The organism is Rhodococcus sp. NPDC060084 (genome assembly GCF_042730335.1).
Lineage (GTDB): Bacteria > Actinomycetota > Actinomycetes > Mycobacteriales > Mycobacteriaceae > Rhodococcus.
The window spans coordinates 1-19,011 of sequence record NZ_JBHWWX010000056.1 but is presented as its reverse complement, the minus strand read 5'-3'; the positions used below and the strand labels follow the sequence as shown (position 1 = coordinate 19,011).

Annotated in this window: 18 protein-coding genes; 9 read left to right on the top strand and 9 right to left on the bottom strand. The window is 67.3% G+C overall.

Features of this window, described 5'->3' with window-relative positions; translation table 11 throughout:
• Positions 1-37: 37 nt before the first annotated feature.
• Complete coding sequence (locus ACFWBU_RS19985; protein ID WP_169620337.1) at positions 38-628, bottom strand: type II toxin-antitoxin system PemK/MazF family toxin; 591 nt, start codon at positions 626-628, stop codon at positions 38-40.
• 95 nt (positions 629-723) lie between these two features.
• Here ACFWBU_RS19985 and lepA point away from each other — a divergent pair, with 95 nt between their 5' ends.
• Positions 724-2,613: a translation elongation factor 4 gene (gene lepA, locus ACFWBU_RS19980; RefSeq protein WP_296549240.1), complete on the top strand. Its 1,890-nt coding sequence runs from the start codon at positions 724-726 to the stop codon at positions 2,611-2,613.
• Positions 2,614-2,654: 41 nt separating this feature from the next.
• Positions 2,655-3,587 carry an NAD(P)H-dependent flavin oxidoreductase gene (locus ACFWBU_RS19975; RefSeq protein WP_378529055.1) on the top strand — a complete coding sequence of 311 codons (933 nt, stop codon included), beginning with the start codon at positions 2,655-2,657 and terminating at the stop codon, positions 3,585-3,587.
• A gap of 25 nt (positions 3,588-3,612) precedes the next feature.
• Here ACFWBU_RS19975 and ACFWBU_RS19970 read toward each other — a convergent pair whose 3' ends face one another.
• A complete protein-coding gene (locus ACFWBU_RS19970; protein WP_378529054.1) occupies positions 3,613-5,550 on the bottom strand; it encodes a glycoside hydrolase family 15 protein in 1,938 nt (645 codons plus the stop codon).
• 88 nt (positions 5,551-5,638) lie between these two features.
• Here ACFWBU_RS19970 and ACFWBU_RS19965 point away from each other — a divergent pair, with 88 nt between their 5' ends.
• The 6 genes from ACFWBU_RS19965 to ACFWBU_RS19940 all read left to right on the top strand — a co-directional run bounded on the left by ACFWBU_RS19965 (position 5,639) and on the right by ACFWBU_RS19940 (position 9,978).
• On the top strand, positions 5,639-5,845 hold the full coding sequence (locus ACFWBU_RS19965; protein WP_169620334.1) for a hypothetical protein: 207 nt from the start codon (positions 5,639-5,641) through the stop codon (positions 5,843-5,845).
• A gap of 143 nt (positions 5,846-5,988) precedes the next feature.
• Positions 5,989-6,081, top strand: a complete 93-nt coding sequence (locus ACFWBU_RS19960) for an Ms4533A family Cys-rich leader peptide (protein ID WP_367113025.1) — start codon at positions 5,989-5,991, stop codon at positions 6,079-6,081.
• Between the two features lie 176 nt (positions 6,082-6,257).
• Complete coding sequence (locus tag ACFWBU_RS19955; protein WP_169620333.1) at positions 6,258-7,286, top strand: sulfate ABC transporter substrate-binding protein; 1,029 nt, start codon at positions 6,258-6,260, stop codon at positions 7,284-7,286.
• 90 nt (positions 7,287-7,376) lie between these two features.
• Positions 7,377-8,171, top strand: a complete 795-nt coding sequence (cysT, locus tag ACFWBU_RS19950) for a sulfate ABC transporter permease subunit CysT (RefSeq protein ID WP_378529057.1) — start codon at positions 7,377-7,379, stop codon at positions 8,169-8,171.
• Positions 8,168-8,977, top strand: coding sequence for a sulfate ABC transporter permease subunit CysW (gene cysW, locus ACFWBU_RS19945; RefSeq protein ID WP_169620331.1), 810 nt, complete (start codon positions 8,168-8,170; stop codon positions 8,975-8,977). Before cysT ends, cysW begins: the two co-directional genes overlap by 4 nt.
• Positions 8,974-9,978: a sulfate/molybdate ABC transporter ATP-binding protein gene (locus ACFWBU_RS19940; RefSeq protein WP_169620330.1), complete on the top strand. Its 1,005-nt coding sequence runs from the start codon at positions 8,974-8,976 to the stop codon at positions 9,976-9,978. Before cysW ends, ACFWBU_RS19940 begins: the two co-directional genes overlap by 4 nt.
• On the opposite strand, the gene ACFWBU_RS19935 is transcribed toward ACFWBU_RS19940, so the two are convergent.
• From ACFWBU_RS19935 to ACFWBU_RS19905, 7 genes are all read right to left on the bottom strand, one after another.
• On the bottom strand, positions 9,971-10,855 hold the full coding sequence (locus ACFWBU_RS19935; RefSeq protein ID WP_378529052.1) for a universal stress protein: 885 nt from the start codon (positions 10,853-10,855) through the stop codon (positions 9,971-9,973). The two genes, ACFWBU_RS19940 and ACFWBU_RS19935, sit on opposite strands and share 8 nt — an antisense overlap.
• An 84-nt stretch (positions 10,856-10,939) precedes the next feature.
• Positions 10,940-11,830, bottom strand: a complete 891-nt coding sequence (gene ppk2 / locus ACFWBU_RS19930; protein WP_169620328.1) for a polyphosphate kinase 2 — start codon at positions 11,828-11,830, stop codon at positions 10,940-10,942.
• A 177-nt stretch (positions 11,831-12,007) separates the two neighbouring features.
• A complete protein-coding gene (locus ACFWBU_RS19925) occupies positions 12,008-12,754 on the bottom strand; it encodes a sirohydrochlorin chelatase (protein ID WP_169620327.1) in 747 nt (248 codons plus the stop codon).
• Positions 12,751-14,085 (bottom strand): sulfate adenylyltransferase subunit 1, encoded by a 1,335-nt coding sequence (locus tag ACFWBU_RS19920; protein WP_169620326.1) that lies wholly within the window; start codon positions 14,083-14,085, stop codon positions 12,751-12,753. The genes ACFWBU_RS19925 and ACFWBU_RS19920 overlap by 4 nt, the downstream gene beginning before the upstream one ends.
• Positions 14,086-14,087: 2 nt before the next feature.
• On the bottom strand, positions 14,088-15,032 hold the full coding sequence (gene cysD, locus ACFWBU_RS19915; protein WP_169620325.1) for a sulfate adenylyltransferase subunit CysD: 945 nt from the start codon (positions 15,030-15,032) through the stop codon (positions 14,088-14,090).
• The gene (locus ACFWBU_RS19910) at positions 15,029-15,757 is read right to left on the bottom strand and encodes a phosphoadenylyl-sulfate reductase (protein ID WP_378529056.1); all 729 of its coding nucleotides are present in this window, start codon (positions 15,755-15,757) and stop codon (positions 15,029-15,031) included. Before ACFWBU_RS19910 ends, cysD begins: the two co-directional genes overlap by 4 nt.
• Positions 15,758-15,786: 29 nt before the next feature.
• Positions 15,787-17,505 (bottom strand): nitrite/sulfite reductase, encoded by a 1,719-nt coding sequence (locus ACFWBU_RS19905; RefSeq protein WP_169620324.1) that lies wholly within the window; start codon positions 17,503-17,505, stop codon positions 15,787-15,789.
• Between the two features lie 353 nt (positions 17,506-17,858).
• Between ACFWBU_RS19905 and hemW the strand changes: the two genes are divergently transcribed.
• Positions 17,859-19,011: radical SAM family heme chaperone HemW (gene hemW / locus ACFWBU_RS19900; RefSeq protein ID WP_378529050.1), on the top strand; the 1,153-nt coding region annotated here is incomplete at its 3' end.

Genomic DNA, 19,011 nt, shown 5'->3' with positions numbered 1-19,011 from the left:
GGCGTCGTCTCGTGCCGGTATCGCCGGTTGTGGGCGGTTACTGCCAGCTGTAGTCGGACCGGAGCCGGCTCGCGACCTGCTCGAACCGCGACCGCTCGAGGATCGCGCCCTCCCGGCGGATGCCGTCCTCGGGCACGTCGATCACGCGATCGAGCCGGATCCAGCTCGGCCGGCCCTCCGGGTCCCAGCGTCCCTTACCGATCCCGACCCAGTCCGGATGTCCGTCGCGGTCGCTGTTCGACGACAGCATCAGGCCCAGCAGCGTGTGGCCGTCGCGGCCCACGACGAGGACCGGCCGGTCCTTGCCCTGGCTCGCGTCCTCCTCGTAGGCAACCCAGGTCCAGACGATCTCACCGGGATCGGCACGGCCGTCCAGATCCGGGGAGTACGCGACTCGCCGGGCGCGCTGCGCCGTGGGAGCGCTGTGCGACGCCACCGGGCGTCCCGGTACCGGACCGCGGGTAGCCGCGGCCGTGCCGCCCGCGGCCGTTCCGGCGGCCGCGTTACCGATAGCGGTCCGAGCCTTGTCCAGCGCTCCGGATTGCTGCAGTTGCTTGTACAGTTTCGGGCCCTGCTGGGCCGCGAGGCGGCCCAGTTGCATGCCTAGTTTCTTCCATGTGCCAGCCACGAGGACCGAGCTTAGCGAGCCGGTGAGCACCGGGCTCGGTGAGCCGAGCCCCGGCCGGGGTCCCGAGCACGCGCAGGCTTGGATATTCTGCTGGTGTGACCGCGGTCTGCACGACCGTTGCCATCCCGAGTCAGGAGCACGACATCAGCACCTTCGCCGACACCACCTTCACGGACCCCGGGAAGATTCGGAACTTCTGCATCATCGCGCACATCGACCACGGCAAGTCGACGCTCGCGGACCGGATGCTGCAGCTCACCGGCGTCGTCGAGGAAAGGCAGATGCGCGCGCAGTACCTCGACCGCATGGACATCGAGCGCGAACGTGGCATCACGATCAAGGCGCAGAACGTCCGGCTTCCGTGGAAGTACGACGGCGAAGAGTACGTGATGCACCTGATCGACACGCCCGGCCACGTCGACTTCACCTACGAGGTGTCGCGAGCACTCGAGGCCTGTGAGGGTGCGGTGCTGCTGGTCGACGCGGCGCAGGGCATCGAAGCGCAGACGCTCGCGAACCTGTACCTCGCGCTCGACAAGGACCTGACGATCATTCCGGTCCTCAACAAGATCGATCTGCCCGCCGCGGATCCCGATCGCTACGCCGCCGAGATCGCGAACATCATCGGATGCGAGCCGTCGGACGTTCTCCGCGTGTCGGGCAAGACGGGCGAAGGCGTCCCGGCTCTGATCGACGAGGTGATCCGGAAGGTGCCGCCTCCCGTCGGTGATGCCGACGCGCCGGCGCGCGCCATGATCTTCGACTCCGTGTACGACACCTACCGCGGTGTCGTCACGTACGTGCGCGTGGTGGACGGCAGGATCGTGCCGCGCGAGAAGGTCAAGATGATGTCCACCGGCAGCACGCACGAACTGCTCGAGGTCGGCATCGTCTCGCCCGAGCCCAAGCCCACCCAGGGCCTCGGCGTCGGCGAGGTCGGGTACCTCATCACCGGCGTGAAGGACGTGCGTCAGTCGAAGGTCGGCGATACCGTGACGCTCGCGCGCAACGGCGCCACCGAACCGCTCACGGGATACCGCGAGCCGCGGCCCATGGTGTACTCGGGTCTCTACCCCGTCGACGGCTCGGACTACCCGGACCTGCGCGATGCGCTCGACAAGCTGCAACTCAACGACGCCGCGCTGACCTACGAGCCCGAGACGTCGGTCGCGCTCGGGTTCGGTTTCCGGTGTGGCTTCCTCGGTCTGCTGCACATGGAGATCACGAGAGAACGTCTCGAGCGCGAGTTCGGCCTCGATCTCATCTCCACCGCGCCGAACGTCGTCTACCGCGTGGTGCTCGAGGGCGGTCAGGAAACCATCGTCACCAACCCGTCGTACTGGCCCGAGGGCAAGGCCAGGGCGATCTACGAGCCGATCGTCAAGTGCACGATCATCTCGCCCAGCGAATTCATCGGCTCGATCATGGAGTTGTGCCAGTCCCGCCGCGGCGAGCTCGGTGGCATGGACTACCTCTCCGAGACCCGCGTCGAGTTGCGGTACACGCTGCCGATGGCGGAGATCATCTTCGACTTCTTCGATTCCCTGAAGTCGCGCACCCGCGGCTACGCCAGCCTCGATTACGAGGAGTCCGGCGAGCAGGAATCGGCGTTGGTGAAAGTGGACATCTTGTTGCAGGGCGAAGCCGTCGATGCCTTCAGTGCGATCGTGCACAAGGACGCTGCGGCCGCGTACGGCAACAAGATGACCACCAAGCTGCGTGAGCTGATTCCGCGTCAGCAGTTCGAGGTGCCGATCCAGGCGGCGATCGGATCGAAAATCATTGCGCGCGAGAATATCCGGGCCATCCGGAAGGATGTGCTCGCGAAGTGCTACGGCGGCGACATCAGCCGTAAGCGCAAGCTGCTCGAGAAGCAGAAGGAAGGCAAGAAGCGCATGAAGACGATCGGTCGTGTCGAGGTGCCGCAGGAGGCATTCGTCGCGGCGCTCTCGTCCGACGCCGCGTCCGACAAGCCCAAGAAGTAGTTCCCGGAGTAGTTCTCGCGCGGCCCCACGAAGGAGAACCAGTGCTCGACACCTGGCTGACCCGGACACTCGGAATCTCCGTCCCGCTCGTGGGGGCGCCGATGGGCGGGCGCGCCGGGGGTGTGCTGGCGGGAGAGGTGACCAAAGCCGGCGGCCTCGGACTCATCGGAGCGGCCCGGTACAACACCCCCGAGTGGCTCGACGCCGAAGTGCGCGTCGCCCGCGACATCGGGGACGGGCCGGTCGGGTTCGGGCTGATGACGTGGTCGCTGGCCGACGACGATTCACTGCTCGCTGCTGTACTCGCGCACCGCCCACAGGTGGTCGCGTTGTCGTTCGGCGATCCGGCCCCGTACGTCGACCGGGTCCGCGAGGCCGGTGCGCTGGTCCTCTCGCAGATCAACACGCTCGACGACCTGCGGGTCGTCGAGGCGGCGGGCGTGGATGCCGTCGTCGCCCAGGGACACGAGGCCGGCGGGCACACGGGCAGGGTCGGCACTCTGCCGCTGCTCCAGGAGGTTCTCGAGTCCACGTCGCTGCCGGTGCTCGCCGCGGGCGGAATCGCCACCGGACGGGGACTCGCCGCGGTTCTGGCAGCCGGGGCGCAGGGCGCGTTCGTCGGGACCGCGCTGCTGGCGAGCCCGGAAACGGTCGGCCCCGAGTACGCGCGCACGAAGGTCGTCGACGCCGGGAGCGCGGATACCGTCTACACCGACATCTTCGACAAGGCTCGGCATCAACCGTGGCCGTCACGGTGGGGTGGGCGCGCGCTGACGAATGCGTTCACCGACCGCTTCCACGGCACAGTCGCCGACGAGGACGTCCTCGCCGAGGCGTACACCGGCGACGATCCCGATATCGGTGTGGTCTACGCGGGGGAGGCTGTCGGTTCGGTGCGGGAGGAGCGACCCGCGGGACAGGTCATCCGCGAGATCGCGGCGTCAGCGGAAGCGCTTCTGGCCCGTTTCCGCTGACGCGGGGCGGCGGGAACGACACCGGTCAGGTGATCGGGTGTCCCGGGCGGAATTCCCCCGTGTGGACTCTGCTCTCGGCGCGGATGACGTGCACCACCGCGTTGATCTGCGCCAGGTGCGTGAACGCCTGCGGGAAGTTGCCGAGATGCCGGCCGGATTCGGGATCGATCTCCTCCGCGTACAACTTCAACGGACTGGCGAACTCGAGCAGGCGATGGCAGAGCGCTGCGGCGCGTTCGACTTCCCCGATCTCCACGAGTGCCGACACCAGCCAGAACGAGCAGATCGTGAAGGTTCCCTCTTTGCCCGAGAGTCCGTCGTCGGTGGTCTCGACGCGATAGCGCAGCACCAGTCCGTCTTCGGTCAGCTCGTCGGCCACGGCCAGTACCGTCGCGCGCACCCGGGGGTCGTCGGCGGGAAGGAAGCGCAGCAACGGGATCAGCAGGGTAGAGGCGTCGAGTGACGGGTGTCCGTATCGCTGTGTGAACACGCCTCTTTCGTCGACGCCGTGCTCGAGAATGTCTGCCTTGATCTCGTCGGCGGTCGCTGCCCACCGCCGTGCGTGGGTGTCCCGGCCGTGCAGGTCGGCAAGCTTCGCGCCGCGATCGAGAGCTACCCAGCACATCACCTTCGACGACGTGAAATGCTGCGGGTCGCCGCGCACTTCCCATATGCCCCTGTCCGGTTCGCGCCAATGAGCGGCAGCTTCCTCGACCTGCTGACGCAAGATCGGCCACAGCGATTCGGGGATCTGCCGCCGAGAACGCACGTGCAGGTACACGGAGTCGAGAAGAGTTCCCCAGATATCGTGCTGGCGTTGCTGATACGCGTCGTTTCCGATCCTGACCGGCTTGGCGCCGTCGTATCCGCTGAGATGGTCGAGTGTCGACTCGGGAAGAGAGCTCTCGCCACCCACCCCGTACATCACCTGCAGTGTCCGGTCGCTCCCGTCGGCGTTCTGCGAGACGTCGAGGATGAACGAGAAGAAATCGTCGGCTTCGCGGTCCAGCCCGAGTGTGTGCAGGCCCCACAGTGCGAACGTCGAGTCGCGAACCCAGGCGTAACGGTAGTCCCAGTTTCGTTCTCCACCAGGGGTTTCCGGAAGGGAAGTGGTCGGTGCCGCAAGCAGTGCGCCGGTGGGGGCGTAGGTCAGACCCTTGAGGATCACGGCGCTGCTCTGCAGATAGGTACGCCAGGGATGATCCGGGAAGCGCCCGGTGGTGATCCATTCCCGCCAGAAGTCCTGCGTGCTGGTCATCTTCGCGACCGCGTCGGCGAACGTCCGCGGCGGCGTCAGTTCCGACCACGACAGTGCGACGAACACCGAGTCACCCTTGTCGAGCCGGGTGCGGGCGCGTGCTTCACCACCCTCGATGCCGATCCGGAGGTTGGTGGTCAACCGCAACTGAGGTTGTTCGTCGGGTGCGCCGGCCCACATCGCCGTCGCTTCCTCGTATACCTTTCCGGTGTACCGCCACTCGGCGCCGCACCGGTGGTAGTCGAAGGCGGGCTCGCACGACATGTCCAGTTCGACCGTGCCGTTGACGCAGCGAACGGTACGGAGCAGAACGTGCTCGGCCTGCCAGTCCGACGGGGTGCGCCGATGGGTGCGGGAGCGTTCGTCGACGTCGTACCAGGGCCCCATCACCAGCGCGTCGCGCACCACCATCCAGCCCGTGTCGGTCTGCCACGTCGTCTCGAGGACGAGCCCGCCGGGCAGATAACGGCGCGCCGCCGGAACGCTGCGGTTGTGCGGTGCGAGACGGAACCGGCCGGCACTGCGGTCGAGGACCGCGCCGAACACGCTGGGGGAGTCCGGGCGCGGCAGGCACATCCATTCCACCGATCCGTCGCGCGCCATCAGGCACGTCGTCTCACAGTCGGACAGGAACGCGTAATCGTCGATCGGCGGATGCGGGCTGTCGTGCAGTGCGGCGACCCGGAGGCGGTGTGACGAAGCCATCCCCCCATGATCCCGCGAAGGGAGCGGTCCGGGGCGGCATTGCCGGGCTGCGTACGGAGGAGTTCCGGCAGCCACTAAGGTGAGGAGAGTGGATCGACTGGCATCGTGGTGGGACGGTTTCGAGCTGTGGCTCGCGGGACTGTCCTTTGTGCCGCAGTCGGCACTCGTACTCGTCGTACTGGTGCCGCTGTGCGGAGGCGTCGCCTGGCTGCTGGACCGCGTGATCGCCGGAGCGTTCGCGATGGTCGGACGCCGCGAACCCGTATCGCCCGCCCCGGACCCGGAGGATTGCTGACATGCCGCGCTCGCGTGTGACCCTGGCGCTGATCGCCCTGCTGCTGCTCGTCGTCATCGCCTGGTTACTGACCCGCTGACACCTGCTTCGTCGCCCGAAACGTCGGTTTCGGGAGCCCCACAGCCTCTGCTAGAGTCTGCCGAGTGACCGCGACCGCGCTACCTCGAATCCGCCATGAACTGGCGTTGATCGCTGTAGGTATGCCCTCGGTTGCCGATATCGACTGTTGTCGCTGACCCTGTTTCTCGACCCGGTCCCTCTTTTCGGCGGGGAGTCTTCTCGCTCCTGTCCGCCGCGCTCCCCTCACGGATGATTCCGTCGCCCTGACTCACCCCGGTTCGTGGTGTGCCGGGTGGCGTTGCCGTCGTCCGTTCGATCACCTCACCGAACAGCCCCTCAGGAGGCTTGTGTCATGAAGAAGCGCACCAGAGTTCTCGTTGCCGCAGTGGCGGCGGCCACCGTGACGGCACTGACCGCGTGCAGCGGCGGGTCGAGCGACACCGCAGGCGCCGAGGGTGGCGGCGACGGCTCCGCCGGCACGATCAACCTCTACGCCTACGCCGTGCCGAAGGTCGGATACGACCTGCTCATCCCTGCCTTCGAGGAAACCGAAGCGGGCACGGACGTCGCTTTCCAGCAGTCCTACGGAGCGTCGGGGGACCAGTCGCGGAAGGTGCGTGACGGGGCCGCGGCCGACTTCGTGAACTTCTCCGTCGAGCCCGATGTCACCCGCCTCGTCGAGGCCGGGCTCGTCGACGAAGCGTGGAACGAAAACGCTTACGGGGGTGTGCCGTTCGGCTCGGTCGTCACCATCGTGGTGCGTGAGGGAAACCCCAAGAACATCCGGGACTGGAACGATCTCCTACGTCCCGACGTCGAGGTGGTCACCCCCAATCCGTTCAGTTCGGGCTCCGCGAAATGGAATCTGCTGGCACCGTACGCGGCCCTCAGCAACGGTGGTGAAGACCCGCAGGCCGGGATCGACTACGTCACCGCCCTGGTCAACGATCATGTCAAGGTCCAGCCGAAGTCGGGGCGCGAGGCAACCGAGACGTTCCTGCAGGGGACCGGCGACGTTCTCCTGAGCTACGAGAACGAAGCCTTGTTCATCGAGCGCAACGGTGACCCCGTCGAACACGTCACTCCGCCTGTCACATTCAAGATCGAGAATCCTGCCGCGGTCCTGAAGAACTCGCCGAACGCCGAGAAGGCGCAGGCGTTCAACGACTTCCTCTACACCCCCGAAGGCCAGCGTCTGTGGGCCGAGGCCGGGTTCCGGCCCGTCGATCCTGCCGTGGCGGCAGAGTTCGCCGCGGACTTCCCGGAGCCGGAGAAGCTGTGGACCGTCGCCGATCTCGGCGGCTGGGACACGGTCAACGAAGAACTGTTCGCGGACGGTTCCGGCTCGATCGCGATCGTCTACGACAACGCCACGAAGTAGAGCGTCGTCTTGAGCATTTCCGAGCAGACTGCCGGTGCGGGAGCAACGCCTCCCGCGCCGGCGGCTCGTCGTCGCACACGCAGAGCACGGATCACCGGCACCGTCGGACCTCTCGGGATCGGCGTGGCCACGCTGTGGCTGAGCCTGATCGTCCTGTTGCCCCTCGCTGCGCTTGCCGCCCATTCGCTGTCGGACGGATTCGGTGGGTTCTGGAACGCGGTCACCGCTCCCGCTGCCGTCGCAACCCTGCGCGTGACCGTCGGCGTCTCGATCGTGGTCGCCGCGATCAACGCGGTGATGGGCACGATCGTCGCCTGGGTCCTCGTCCGCGACGAGTTTCCCGGTAAGAAGGTCGTCAACGCGCTGATCGACCTGCCGTTCGCCCTGCCGACGATCGTCGCGAGCATCGTGCTGCTCTCGCTGTACGGGCCGCAGAGTCCCATCGGGCTGCAACTGAACGCGACCCAGCCCGGCCTGGTGATCGCCCTGGCGTTCGTCACGCTGCCGTTCGTCGTCCGGGCCGTGCAGCCGGTACTCATCGAGGTGGACCGGGAGGTGGAGGAGGCTGCCGCGTCGCTCGGGGCGAACAACTTCACGATCTTCCGCACCGTGGTCCTGCCGGTGCTCGCGCCGGCAATTCTCGGCGGCACCGGCCTGGCGTTCGCGCGTGCCATCGGTGAATACGGCTCGATCGTGCTCATCGGCGGCAACATTCCGTATCAGACCCAGGTCGCTTCCCAGTACATCCAGCAGCAGATCGAGATCGATCGGCCCGTCAATGCCGCGGCCGTGTCGGTGGTGCTGCTGCTCATCGCCTTCGTCGCCCTCTTCGTGCTCCGCTGGGTCGCGAGCCGTGGCCTCCGCAGACAGGAGAACGACCGGTGAACGTGTCGCTTCCCGTCAAGATCTCGCTGCGCACGATCGCGCTCGGGTATCTGTTCGTCCTGTTGCTCGTGCCCATCGGCGTGATCCTGTACCGCACGTTCGAGAACGGAATCGGCGCCTTCGCCGAGTCGATCAGCACCCCGGCGGCGATCTCCGCCCTGAATCTTTCGCTGCTGATCGTCGCGATCGTCGTACCCGTCAACGTGGTGTTCGGCATCGTCGTGGCGCTCGCACTCGTCCGTGGCCGGTTTCCCGGCCGCCGCCTCTTGCAAGCCGTCGTCGACCTGCCGTTCGCCGTGTCGCCGATCGTGGTCGGTGTCGCGCTGATCATGCTGTGGGGTGCCAACGGCTGGTTCGGTGCCGTCGAATCCCTCGGATTCAAGGTGATCTTCGGGCTCCCCGGCATGGTGATCGCCACGATCTTCGTGACCCTGCCGTTCGTGGTCCGCGAGGTCGAACCGGTCCTGTACGAGATCGGTGAGGAACAGGAACAGGCAGCCGCGACCCTCGGGGCCGATACCTGGCAGACGTTCTGGCGGATCACGCTGCCGGCCATCCGCTGGGGACTGACCTACGGAGTGGTGCTGACCGTTGCCCGCGCGCTCGGTGAGTTCGGTGCCGTCATCATGGTCTCGTCGGGCTTCCCCGGTGTTTCCCAGACCTTGACTCTGCTCGTGCATGCCCGCTACATCGACGACCACAACACCTTCGGCGCCTACAGCGCCGCGACCCTGCTCATGGCCATCGCGGTGATCGTCCTGCTGCTGATGACCCTGCTCGACCGCAAGAGGAGCACCGAAGAATGATCACCGTCACCGGGGCACGCAAGAATTACGGCAGCTTCGCGGCACTCGACGATGTCAGCCTCGACATCCCGTCGGGGTCGCTCACCGCGCTGCTCGGGCCGTCCGGGTCCGGGAAGTCGACGTTGCTGCGGTCCATCGCGGGTCTCGAGTCGCTGGACGGCGGCACCGTCCACATCGCGGGTGAGGACGTGACCACCGTGACGCCGCAGAAGCGCGATATCGGATTCGTCTTCCAGCACTACGCCGCGTTCAAGCACATGACGGTGCGGGAGAACGTCGCGTTCGGGCTGAAGATCCGCAAGCGGCCCAAGCCGGAGATCGAGAAGAAGGTCAACGAACTCCTCGAGATCGTCGGCCTGGGCGGTTTCCAGTCCCGCTACCCCGCGCAACTCTCGGGTGGTCAGCGCCAGCGCATGGCCCTGGCGCGAGCACTCGCGGTCGATCCCCGTGTGCTGCTTCTCGACGAGCCGTTCGGCGCACTCGACGCCAAGGTCCGCACCGACCTGCGTACCTGGTTGCGCCGTCTGCACGACGAAGTTCACGTCACCACGGTGCTGGTGACTCACGACCAGGAAGAAGCGCTCGACGTCGCCGACCGCATCGCGGTGATGAATCAGGGCCGCATCGAGCAGGTCGGAACCCCGGAAGAGTTGTACGACCGGCCGTCCAACACCTTCGTGATGTCGTTCCTCGGCACCGTATCCAAGCTCAACGGCCAACTCGTACGACCTCACGACATCCGGCTCGGACGGCAGCCGGAACTCGCGCTGGCGCAGCACGAGGGAACGGCCGAGACACTGGGCATCACCCGCGCCACCGTCGAACGCGTCGTGCACCTCGGTTTCGAGGTGCGAGTGGAGTTGCGCAACGAGGCGACGGGCGAGCCGTTCTCGGCCCAGGTCACCCGCGGAGACGCGCACGCCCTCGGGTTGGCTGCGGGCGAGACCGTCTACGCCCGCGCCACGAGGGCGCCGCAACTGGACGCGGTCCCCGTCACCTAGTGCGGCAGATCGCCACCGGGCAGTAGCTGTGGTGGATGAGTCCCTGGCTGGTCGAGCCGAGTATCGCGGACGACTTCGCGCTGCGGCCGTGGCTGCCGACGACGAGCAGCTGTGCATCGGCCGAGTGCTGGAGCAGGACGATGTCGGGCTTGCCGCGCTCGACCCGGTGCTCGACCTGCACATCGGGAAATCGGGAAGCCCAGCCGGACATGGACTCCACCATTCCGGCCCTCTCGAACGTCGCGAAATCCGTCCAGTCCGTGAAGCGAGAATCTTCGCCGTACGTGATCGTGGACTGTTCCACCCAGGTGTGCACGGCGACGAGCGGTGCCTCCAGCGCCGCCGCGAGGATGTAGCTCTCCGCGATCGCGGAGGAGCTGAGTTCGGTGCCGTCGACCCCGACCACGATCGGACGTCCGTCCGGGGGCTGGAAACCGTTCTCACTCCGCCACGACACCACCGGACAGACCGCGTGGTTGGCGACGTACACGACATCGGACCTGCGGAACATGGACTGTAGTTCGCTGGTGGTGGTGTGCCCGAGCACGATCATCCGCGCCGACGCCGACAGGTCGGACAACGCGTTGGCGGGCCGGCCCGCCACCGGAATCTTCTCGATCGCCAACTCACCCACAGGGATGCGCTCGCCTGTCGCCTGGCGTGCCGTCTCCGTGTCGAGGACCGCGGCCTCGGCGTCGTCGAGCACGGCGCGCGTGGGTTCGTCGTCGTCGCCGGGGCCCCCGGGATGGGCGTGGACGAGCCGGAGCGGTTCACCGAGCTTGCGTGCGATCGCGGCGGCCCACCTGGCCGCGTACATCGCGCTGTCGGACCCGTCGATCCCCACCACGATTCCCTCGGCCGGTGTTCCTGTGCTCATGGATCCTCGCTCCCTGTCTTCTTCAGTCTGGGGTAGGCCGCACGGTCGAGCAACGAATCTGCCGTATCGCGTCGGAACGGATACTCAGTCGCCGACGGCGTCCTTGCCTCGCTGCACGATGTTCGGATCGGCCGGAAAGACCACCTGGGTGTCCTTGTCGTCGTAATCGAACTGGTTGAGGAAAAAGCGCATCGCGTTGATCCGCGCGCGCTTCTTGTCGTTGGACTTGATCGTGGTCCACGGGGTGAGGTCGGTGTCGGTACGCAGGAACATCTCTTCCTTCGCCGCGGTGTACTCCTCCCAGCGCTCGAGCGACTCGAGGTCCATTTCGGAGAGCTTCCAGCGCCGCACCGGGTCGAGCTGACGAATCGCGAACCGCGTGCGCTGCTCGTCCCGCGTGACGGAGAACCAGAATTTCGTCAGCGAGATCCCGGAGTCGACGACCAATTGTTCGAACATCGGGACCTGCGTGACGAACTGTTCGTACTCCTCGTCGGTGCAGAATCCCATGACCCGTTCGACACCGGCGCGGTTGTACCAGGAGCGGTCGAACATCACGAGTTCTCCCGCGGTGGGGAAGTGCCTGACGTAGCGCTGGAAGTACCACTGCCCTTGCTCGCGGTCGGACGGCTTGTTCAGCGCGACCACCCGGGCGTGCCGGACATTGATGTATTCCTGGAAACGTTTGATCGTGCCGCCCTTGCCGGCGGCGTCACGGCCCTCGAAGACGATGACGTGCTTCGAGCCGTTCTCCTTCGACCATGCCTGGAACTTGAGCAGTTCGATCTGCAGCAGGTATTTCTCGACTTCGTAGGTCGCCCGATCCATACGCTCGTCGTACGGGTAGTTCTTGCGCCACGTGTTGACGGCTTTGCCCTCGATGTCGATCAGGTCGGGGTCTTCGCCGTGATCGTCGCGCACGGAGAATCCCTCGGTGCGGAGACGGTCGATGTAGCGGCGTAACTCGTTCTGCACGTGCGCTCCCTGAAGTGATCCGAGCCCGAGGTCGTTCGTGTTCGATGGAACACCTACTTGTATAGGACAAAAGTGAACGCGAGGACATCGAACGAGGTCGGGCAGCCGTGTTCAGGGCAGCCGTGTTCTGGGCAGCAGGGCTCTCGGTAGCCGGATCCCCGGCAGCGGGCGGCCGTGTCAGGCGGCGGCGCGAACGGTGGCGCGCCGAACCGCCGCGAGATAACGCTCCGCGACGACGTGCCCGACGGCGGCATGCGTGGTGAGGGTCGGGGCGATACGTACGCCGGGATGCGCCTCGACGGCAGCGGCACACGCCCGGTCCCACAAAAGCCCCGGAGCGAGCATCCAGGGTGCGACCACGAGGGTGCGGCACCCGGACCGGGCCAGCAGTCCCAGCGCCGAGGCGGCAGTCGGCTCGGCAGCCGTGGCGTAGCACGGGACGGCCGCCCATGCGGTGCCGTCGGCGACCCGCGGAACGACGCGCGCCGTGGCGGTATTCGCCTCGTCTCGGCGCGAGCCGACGGCACAGAACGCAACCCCGACGGACGGGTCGTCCAGCGCGACACCCGTCGACGCGATGCTGTCGCGGGCGGCGGCGACGAGGAGCGCGTCGTCGCCGAGAATGTCGGCACGCGTCACCTCCAGCAGGGGATTGCGGGTGCGTGCGTCGGCGAGGATCGCGGGCAGGTCGACGCGGGCATGGAACGCGCTGCCGAGCAGCAGCGGTACGACGACCGCGCGGCGGTGCCCGTCGGCGGCGACGGCGTCGAGAACCTGCGGCACCGACGGCGTGTTCAGATCGAGGAATGCGAGGCGCACATCCCATTCGGGGTGCTCTGTCCGCAGCACCGCGAGCGCGGCAGCCACGGCCCGCGCAGAGCGGGGGTCGCGGCTGCCGTGCGCGACGGCGATCAGCGGGATCATGCGGGGACGCGATCTCCGAGTTCGATGTCCGCGAGACCGTTGCCCACCAGTCCGGCGGCGAGCGTGTTGCCGCCGGCCGGGTCGATCAGCAGGAAACTGCCGGTACGCCGGTTGACCTTGTAGTCGTCCGCCGCGATCGGCTCCGCGACACGCACCGTGATACGCGCGATCTCGTTGAGCTCCAAGGACTCCGGGTGATCTTCCGAGGTGAGGGTCTGCTCGTCGAATCGTTCCTCGAGCGTGCCGACGATCGCCTGGGTGGTGCGAGTGCCGTGCTTGAGGAGCAGACGCGCGCCGGGCCGCAGAGGCTTCTCGGCGAGCCAGCACACGGTGGCCTCGAACTCCGAGAGCGGTTCGGGTGCATCCCCGGGCGAGGCGAGCAGGTCGCCGCGGGAGATGTCGACGTCGTCGGTGAGAACGAGAGTGACCGAGCGACCGGCGTGTGCGATGTCGAGTTCGCCGTCGGCGGTGTCGATGCGCTGCACCGTGGACCGGACCCCCGAAGGCAGGACGACGATCTCGTCGCCGGGCCGGACCGATCCGGCGGCGATCTGACCGGCGTACCCGCGGTAGTCCGGGAACTCCGCGGTACGGGGCCGGATCACGTACTGGACTGCGAAGCGCAGACCGACCTCGTGCCGTCCGTGCACGTCGGCGTCGACGGGCACCGACTCGAGGTGCTCGATCAGCGTCGGGCCGTCGTAGTACGGCGTGTTCTCGCTCCGGATCGCGATGTTGTCGCCGTGCAGCGCCGAGACCGGAATCTCCTGCACGTCGTCGGGAGACCAGCCCAGCGAACCCGTCAGTTCGTTGAATTCCGCACTGATCCGGCCGAAGACTTCGGCGGGGTCGTCGACGAGGTCGATCTTGTTGACCGCGAGTACCAGCTTCGGCACACCGAGCAGCGCGAGCACCGCGGCGTGCTTACGGGTCTGAGAGATGACCCCCTTGCGCGCATCGACGAGCAGCACCACGAGCTGGGCGGTCGAGGCGCCGGAGACGGTGTTGCGGGTGTACTGGACGTGCCCCGGGGTGTCGGCGAGCACGAAGCTGCGCTTCGGGGTCGCGAAGTACCGGTAGGCGACGTCGATGGTGATGCCCTGTTCGCGTTCGGCGCGCAGACCGTCGACGAGCAGCGAGAGGTCCGGGGTGTCGAGGCCTTTGTCGACCGAAGCTCGTGTCACAGCGTCGATCTGATCGGCGAGCACCGACTTGGTGTCGTACAGGAGCCGGCCGACGAGGGTGGACTTACCGTCGTCGACGCTGCCCGCGGTGGCGAGGCGCAGCAGTTGCGTCTCGCTCTGCAGGCCGGGCTCGTGGAGGTCGCTCATGATCAGAAGTAGCCCTCTCGCTTGCGGTCTTCCATGGCCGCTTCGGAAACACGGTCGTCGCCCCGGGTGGCGCCCCGTTCGGTCAGCCGCGACGCGGCGACCTCGTCGAGGATGTCTTCGTTGGTGACCGCCTCGGACAGGATCGCGCCGGTCGTCGAGCCGTCGCCGACGGTGCGGTAGCGCACCGAGCGGGTTTCGAGGGTCTCCCCGTCGGCTGGGCCGCCCCACACGCCGGGCGTCATCCACATGCCGTCGCGCCGGTAGACCGGGCGCTGGTGCGCGTAGTAGATGCTCGCGAGTTCGACGTCCTCGCGGGCGATGTAGCGCCAGATGTCGAGTTCGGTGAAGTTGCTCAGCGGGAACACCCGGACGTGCTCTCCGGGGGAGTGGCGGCCGTTGTAGAGGTTCCACAACTCGGGGCGCTGCCGCTTCGGATCCCACTGGCCGAATGCGTTGCGCAGCGAGAAGATCCGCTCCTTGGCGCGCGAGCGTTCCTCGTCGCGCCGGCCACCGCCGAAGACCGCGTCGAAACGGTTCTCGGTGATCGCGTCGAGCAGCGGGACGGTCTGCAGCGGGTTGCGGATACCGTCGGGCCGCTCGGTGAGCCGCCCGTCGGCGATGTAGTCCTCGACACTCGCGACGTGCAGACGCAAGTTGTACTTCTCGACGATGTGGTCGCGGAAGTCGAGAACCTCGGGCAGATTGTGCCCGGTGTCGACGTGCAGCAGCGCGAACGGCAGCGGTGCGGGCCAGAACGCCTTGATCGCCAGGTGCAGCAGGACGGTGGAGTCCTTGCCGCCGGAGAACAGGATCACCGGCCGCTCGAACTCCCCGGCGACCTCACGGAAGACGTGGATCGCTTCGGACTCGAGTGCGTCGAGAGTGTCGAACTTGGTGCCGTCCAGCGTGGCGCGGGCAGTGGTGGGAGTCGGATCGGTGAGTGTCATGAGGCGTGCAACCCGCATTCGGTCTTGGCTCGGCCGGCCCAGCGTCCGCTGCGCGGATCGGCCCCGGGAAGTGGTTTGGAAGTGCACGGGGCACACCCGATGGACGGGTAACCCTCGTCGACGAGCGGGTTGACCAGAATTCCGTGCTCGTCGATGTAGTTCTGCATGTCCTCGTCGGACCACGCGGCGATCGGGTTGATCTTCACGAGGCCGAACGCATCGTCGAAGGAGATCAGCGGCGCATTCGCGCGAGTGGGCGCCTCCACCCGGCGGATACCGGTGACCCATGCGCGATAGCCCCGGAGGGACTCGGTCAGCGGCACCACTTTGCGCAGGCGGCAGCACTCGTTGGGATCGCGGGCGAACAGATCCTTGCCGAGCAGTGCGTCCTGCTCGGCGACGGTGGCCGCGGCGCGGGCGTTCACGACATTGACGCCGTACACCTGTTCCACGGCGTCGCGGGTCCCGAGGGTCTCGGCGAAGTGGTAGCCGGTGTCGAGGAACAGCACGTCCACGCCGGGGCGCTGCTGCGCCGCGAGATGGACCAGGACGCCGTCCTGCATGTTGGAGGCGACGGTGTATCCGCTGCGTGCGCCCTCGACGGGCGCCCCGAATGTCTCGTCGGTCCACCGCAGAAGTTCCTGAGTGGACGCGCCTTCCAGTTCTTCCGCACCTCGCGCGGCTATCGCTCGCAGCTCGTCGGCTGTCGCGGTGTCGATCGTCATCTGCCCCGTCCGCTCGTCGGTTGTCTCGGTCATCGCAGGTCGGCTTCTTCCGCGCGTACGGCCCACTGCGCGAAACGTTCGCCCTCGGTGCGGTGCTTCATGAAATTGCGCACGACGCGCTCGATGTAGTCACCGAGCTCGTCGCTGGTCACCTTGTGCTGCCGCAGCTTCCGGCCGAATGCGGAGTCCAGGCCGAGGCTGCCGCCGAGATGGACCTGGAAGCCTTCGACCTGTTTCCCGTCGCCGTCGTCGACGAGCTGGCCTTTGAATCCGATGTCCGCGATCTGCGACCGGCCACAGGAGTTCGGGCAACCGTTGATGTTGATCGTGATCGGCACGTCGAGGTCGGCGTTGATGTCGGCGAGTCGCTGCTCGAGCTCCGGCGCGAGTGCCTGCGAGCGCTTGCGGGTCTCGACGAACGACAACTTGCAGAATTCGATTCCGCTGCACGCCAGCAGGTTGCGCCGCCAGTGCGACGGCCGGGCACGCAGCCCGAGCGGCTCGAGTTCGGCGATCAGCTCCTCGACCTTGTCGTCGGCGACGTCGAGGATCACCAGCTTCTGGTACGGGGTGAACCGGATACGGTCGGAACCGATTCGTTCGGCGGCGTCCGCGACCTTCGTCAGGACCGTGCCCGACACCCGTCCCGCGATCGGGGAGAAGCCGACGGCGTTGAGGCCGTTGCGAATCTTCTGCACGCCGATGTGGTCGATCGGCCGGGCCGGTTTCTCGGGCGCGGGACCGTCGATCAGCGGACGCTTCAGGTACTCCTGTTCGAGCACCTCGCGGAACTTCTCGATGCCCCAGTCCTTGATGAGGAACTTCAGGCGCGCCTTCGCCCGCAGGCGGCGGTAGCCGTAGTCGCGGAAGACGGAGACGACCGCTTCCCACACGTCCGGAACCTCGTCGCGCGGGATCCAGGCGCCGACGCGCTGGGCGAGCATCGGGTTGGTGGACAGGCCACCGCCCACCCACAGATCGAACCCGGGCCCGTGCTCGGGATGTTCGACGCCGACGAACGCGACATCGTTGATCTCGTGCACGACGTCCTGCTGACCGGAGATCGCGGTCTTGAACTTGCGCGGCAGGTTGGAGTATTTCGGGTCGCCGATGTAGCGGCGGACGATCTCGTCGATGGCCGGGGTGCCGTCGATGACCTCGTCGAGGGACTCTCCGGCGAGGGGCGACCCGAGCACGACGCGGGGGCAGTCGCCGCACGCCTCGGTGGTCTGCAATCCGACCGCTTCGAGACGGCGCCAGATCTCGGGAACGTTCTCGACCTCGATCCAGTGGTACTGCACGTTCTCGCGGTCGGACAGGTCGGCGGTGTCGCGGGCGAACTCGGTGGAGAGTTCGCCGACGGTGCGCAGTTGCGCGGCGCTGAGCGCGCCTCCGTCGCATCGCACCCGCATCATGAAGTACTTGGCCTCGAGCAGGTCGAGGTTCTCGTCACCGGTGTACGTACCGTCGTAGCCCTGTTCGCGCTGCGTGTAGAGGCCCCACCAGCGGAAGCGGCCGCGCAGGTCGGACTTGTCGATGCTGTCGAAGCCCTGGTGCGCGTAGATCTCTTCGATCCGCCGGCGGACGTTGAGAGGGTTGTCGTCCTTCTTCGTCTGCTCGTTGGCGTTGAGCGGCTCGCGGTAGCCGAGAGCCCACTGGCCTTCGGCGCGAGTCTTGGTGGGCCGCCCCGCACGCCGGGTTGGGGCTGCCGAACCGTCGGTGGGAGTGGCGTCGGTGGACGACGTCATGCGGGGTCTCCTGGAGTGTGCGTTGACGGGCCGAGTGCGCAGGAGGGAGCTGTACCTCGTTGCGAGCACGCCTCGACCCGGCGGGATCTGGGGATTGCCGGGTGGTGCCGACTACAGACAGTCGGCGCAGAAACAGGCGGCGCAAGGCAGACAGCATGACGCACAGACGCGCTTGAGGTCGACGTGGCGGCGAGCCACGAGTCGCACTCCGGGTCCGGTCATGTCGCCAATTGTGCCATGTCATCGGCGCGATTCCGAAACTCGGCGGCTATTTCCACCGAATTCGGGGGAAATGTCGAGGTAGGCGCCCCGGCCGTGGTCGCGGGCCCGCGCGTGTCTGGGACACTGGGGGTGTGAGTACGACGGAAATCGGTGAACGCACCGCGGGAAAATCAGGTGTCGCCGATGCCGAGGACGGCTTCGCGCTGTCCGAGCACGCCCTCGAGGGAGTGGGCACCCGGCCGTTCGGGGTGTACGTCCACGTCCCCTTCTGCGCGACGCGCTGCGGCTACTGCGACTTCAACACTTACACGGCGGGTGAACTCGGCAGCGCTGCCTCGCCGGCATCGTGGCTCGAGGGCCTGCGCAGGGAACTCGCCGCCGGCGCGGAGATGCTCGGCGGCACCGGCCGGGGCGCGCCGGCCGCGCAGACGGTGTTCGTCGGGGGTGGCACACCGTCGCTCCTCGGTGCGGACGGGCTGGCAGATGTCCTCGGCGCCGTCCGGGAGTCGTTCGGTCTCGCTCCCGGTGCGGAAGTGACCACCGAATCGAATCCGGAGTCGACCTCGCCCGAATTCTTCGACCGCATCCGCGCCGCGGGATACACCCGGGTCTCGCTGGGCATGCAGTCCGCCGCGCCGCACGTGCTGGCCGTACTCGACCGCACCCACACTCCGGGACGCCCGGTCGCGGCGGCGCGGGAGGCCCGCGCAGCGGGCTTCGACCACGTGAATCTCGACATCATCTACGGCACACCGGGGGAGCGTGACTCGGACCTCGAGGCATCTCTCGACGCGGTGCTCGACGCCGGCGTCGATCATGTGTCCGCGTACGCGCTCATCGTCGAGGACGGCACCGCGCTCGCCCGGCGGGTGCGCCGGGGAGAGCTTCCCGCCCCCGACGACGACGTGCTCGCCACACGGTACGAGCGGATCGACGCACGTCTCCGGGATGCAGGCATGACCTGGTACGAGGTATCGAACTGGGCTGCCGCGCAAGACCCTTCGGCGCGCTGTGCCCACAACCTCGGCTACTGGGACGGCGGCGACTGGTGGGGAGCGGGTCCCGGCGCGCACAGTCACGTCGGCGGAACCCGGTGGTGGAACGTCAAGCATCCCGCGCGGTACGCAGGCATCCTCGCGGACGGACGTCTGCCGGTCGGCGGAAGCGAGCGCCTGAGCGCCGAGGACGTGCACACCGAAGTCGTGATGCTCGCGGTCCGGTTGAGGACCGGGTTGCCCCTCGGCGTCCTCGACGCCGGGGAGCGCGTCGCCGCCGACTCGGTGG

What these genes read in the sequence shown, in the direction of transcription:
- ACFWBU_RS19970 (WP_378529054.1), bottom strand. Translation starts at nt 5,550, where the DNA reads ATGGCTTCGTCACACCGCCTCCGGGTCGCCGCACTGCACGACAGCCCG.
- ACFWBU_RS19955 (WP_169620333.1), top strand. Translation starts at nt 6,258, where the DNA reads ATGAAGAAGCGCACCAGAGTTCTCGTTGCCGCAGTGGCGGCGGCCACC.
- ACFWBU_RS19940 (WP_169620330.1), top strand. Translation starts at nt 8,974, where the DNA reads ATGATCACCGTCACCGGGGCACGCAAGAATTACGGCAGCTTCGCGGCA.
- ACFWBU_RS19935 (WP_378529052.1), bottom strand. Translation starts at nt 10,855, where the DNA reads ATGAGCACAGGAACACCGGCCGAGGGAATCGTGGTGGGGATCGACGGG.
- ACFWBU_RS19925 (WP_169620327.1), bottom strand. Translation starts at nt 12,754, where the DNA reads ATGATCCCGCTGATCGCCGTCGCGCACGGCAGCCGCGACCCCCGCTCT.
- ACFWBU_RS19920 (WP_169620326.1), bottom strand. Translation starts at nt 14,085, where the DNA reads ATGAGCGACCTCCACGAGCCCGGCCTGCAGAGCGAGACGCAACTGCTG.
- cysD (WP_169620325.1), bottom strand. Translation starts at nt 15,032, where the DNA reads ATGACACTCACCGATCCGACTCCCACCACTGCCCGCGCCACGCTGGAC.
- ACFWBU_RS19910 (WP_378529056.1), bottom strand. Translation starts at nt 15,757, where the DNA reads ATGACGATCGACACCGCGACAGCCGACGAGCTGCGAGCGATAGCCGCG.
- ACFWBU_RS19905 (WP_169620324.1), bottom strand. Translation starts at nt 17,505, where the DNA reads ATGACGTCGTCCACCGACGCCACTCCCACCGACGGTTCGGCAGCCCCA.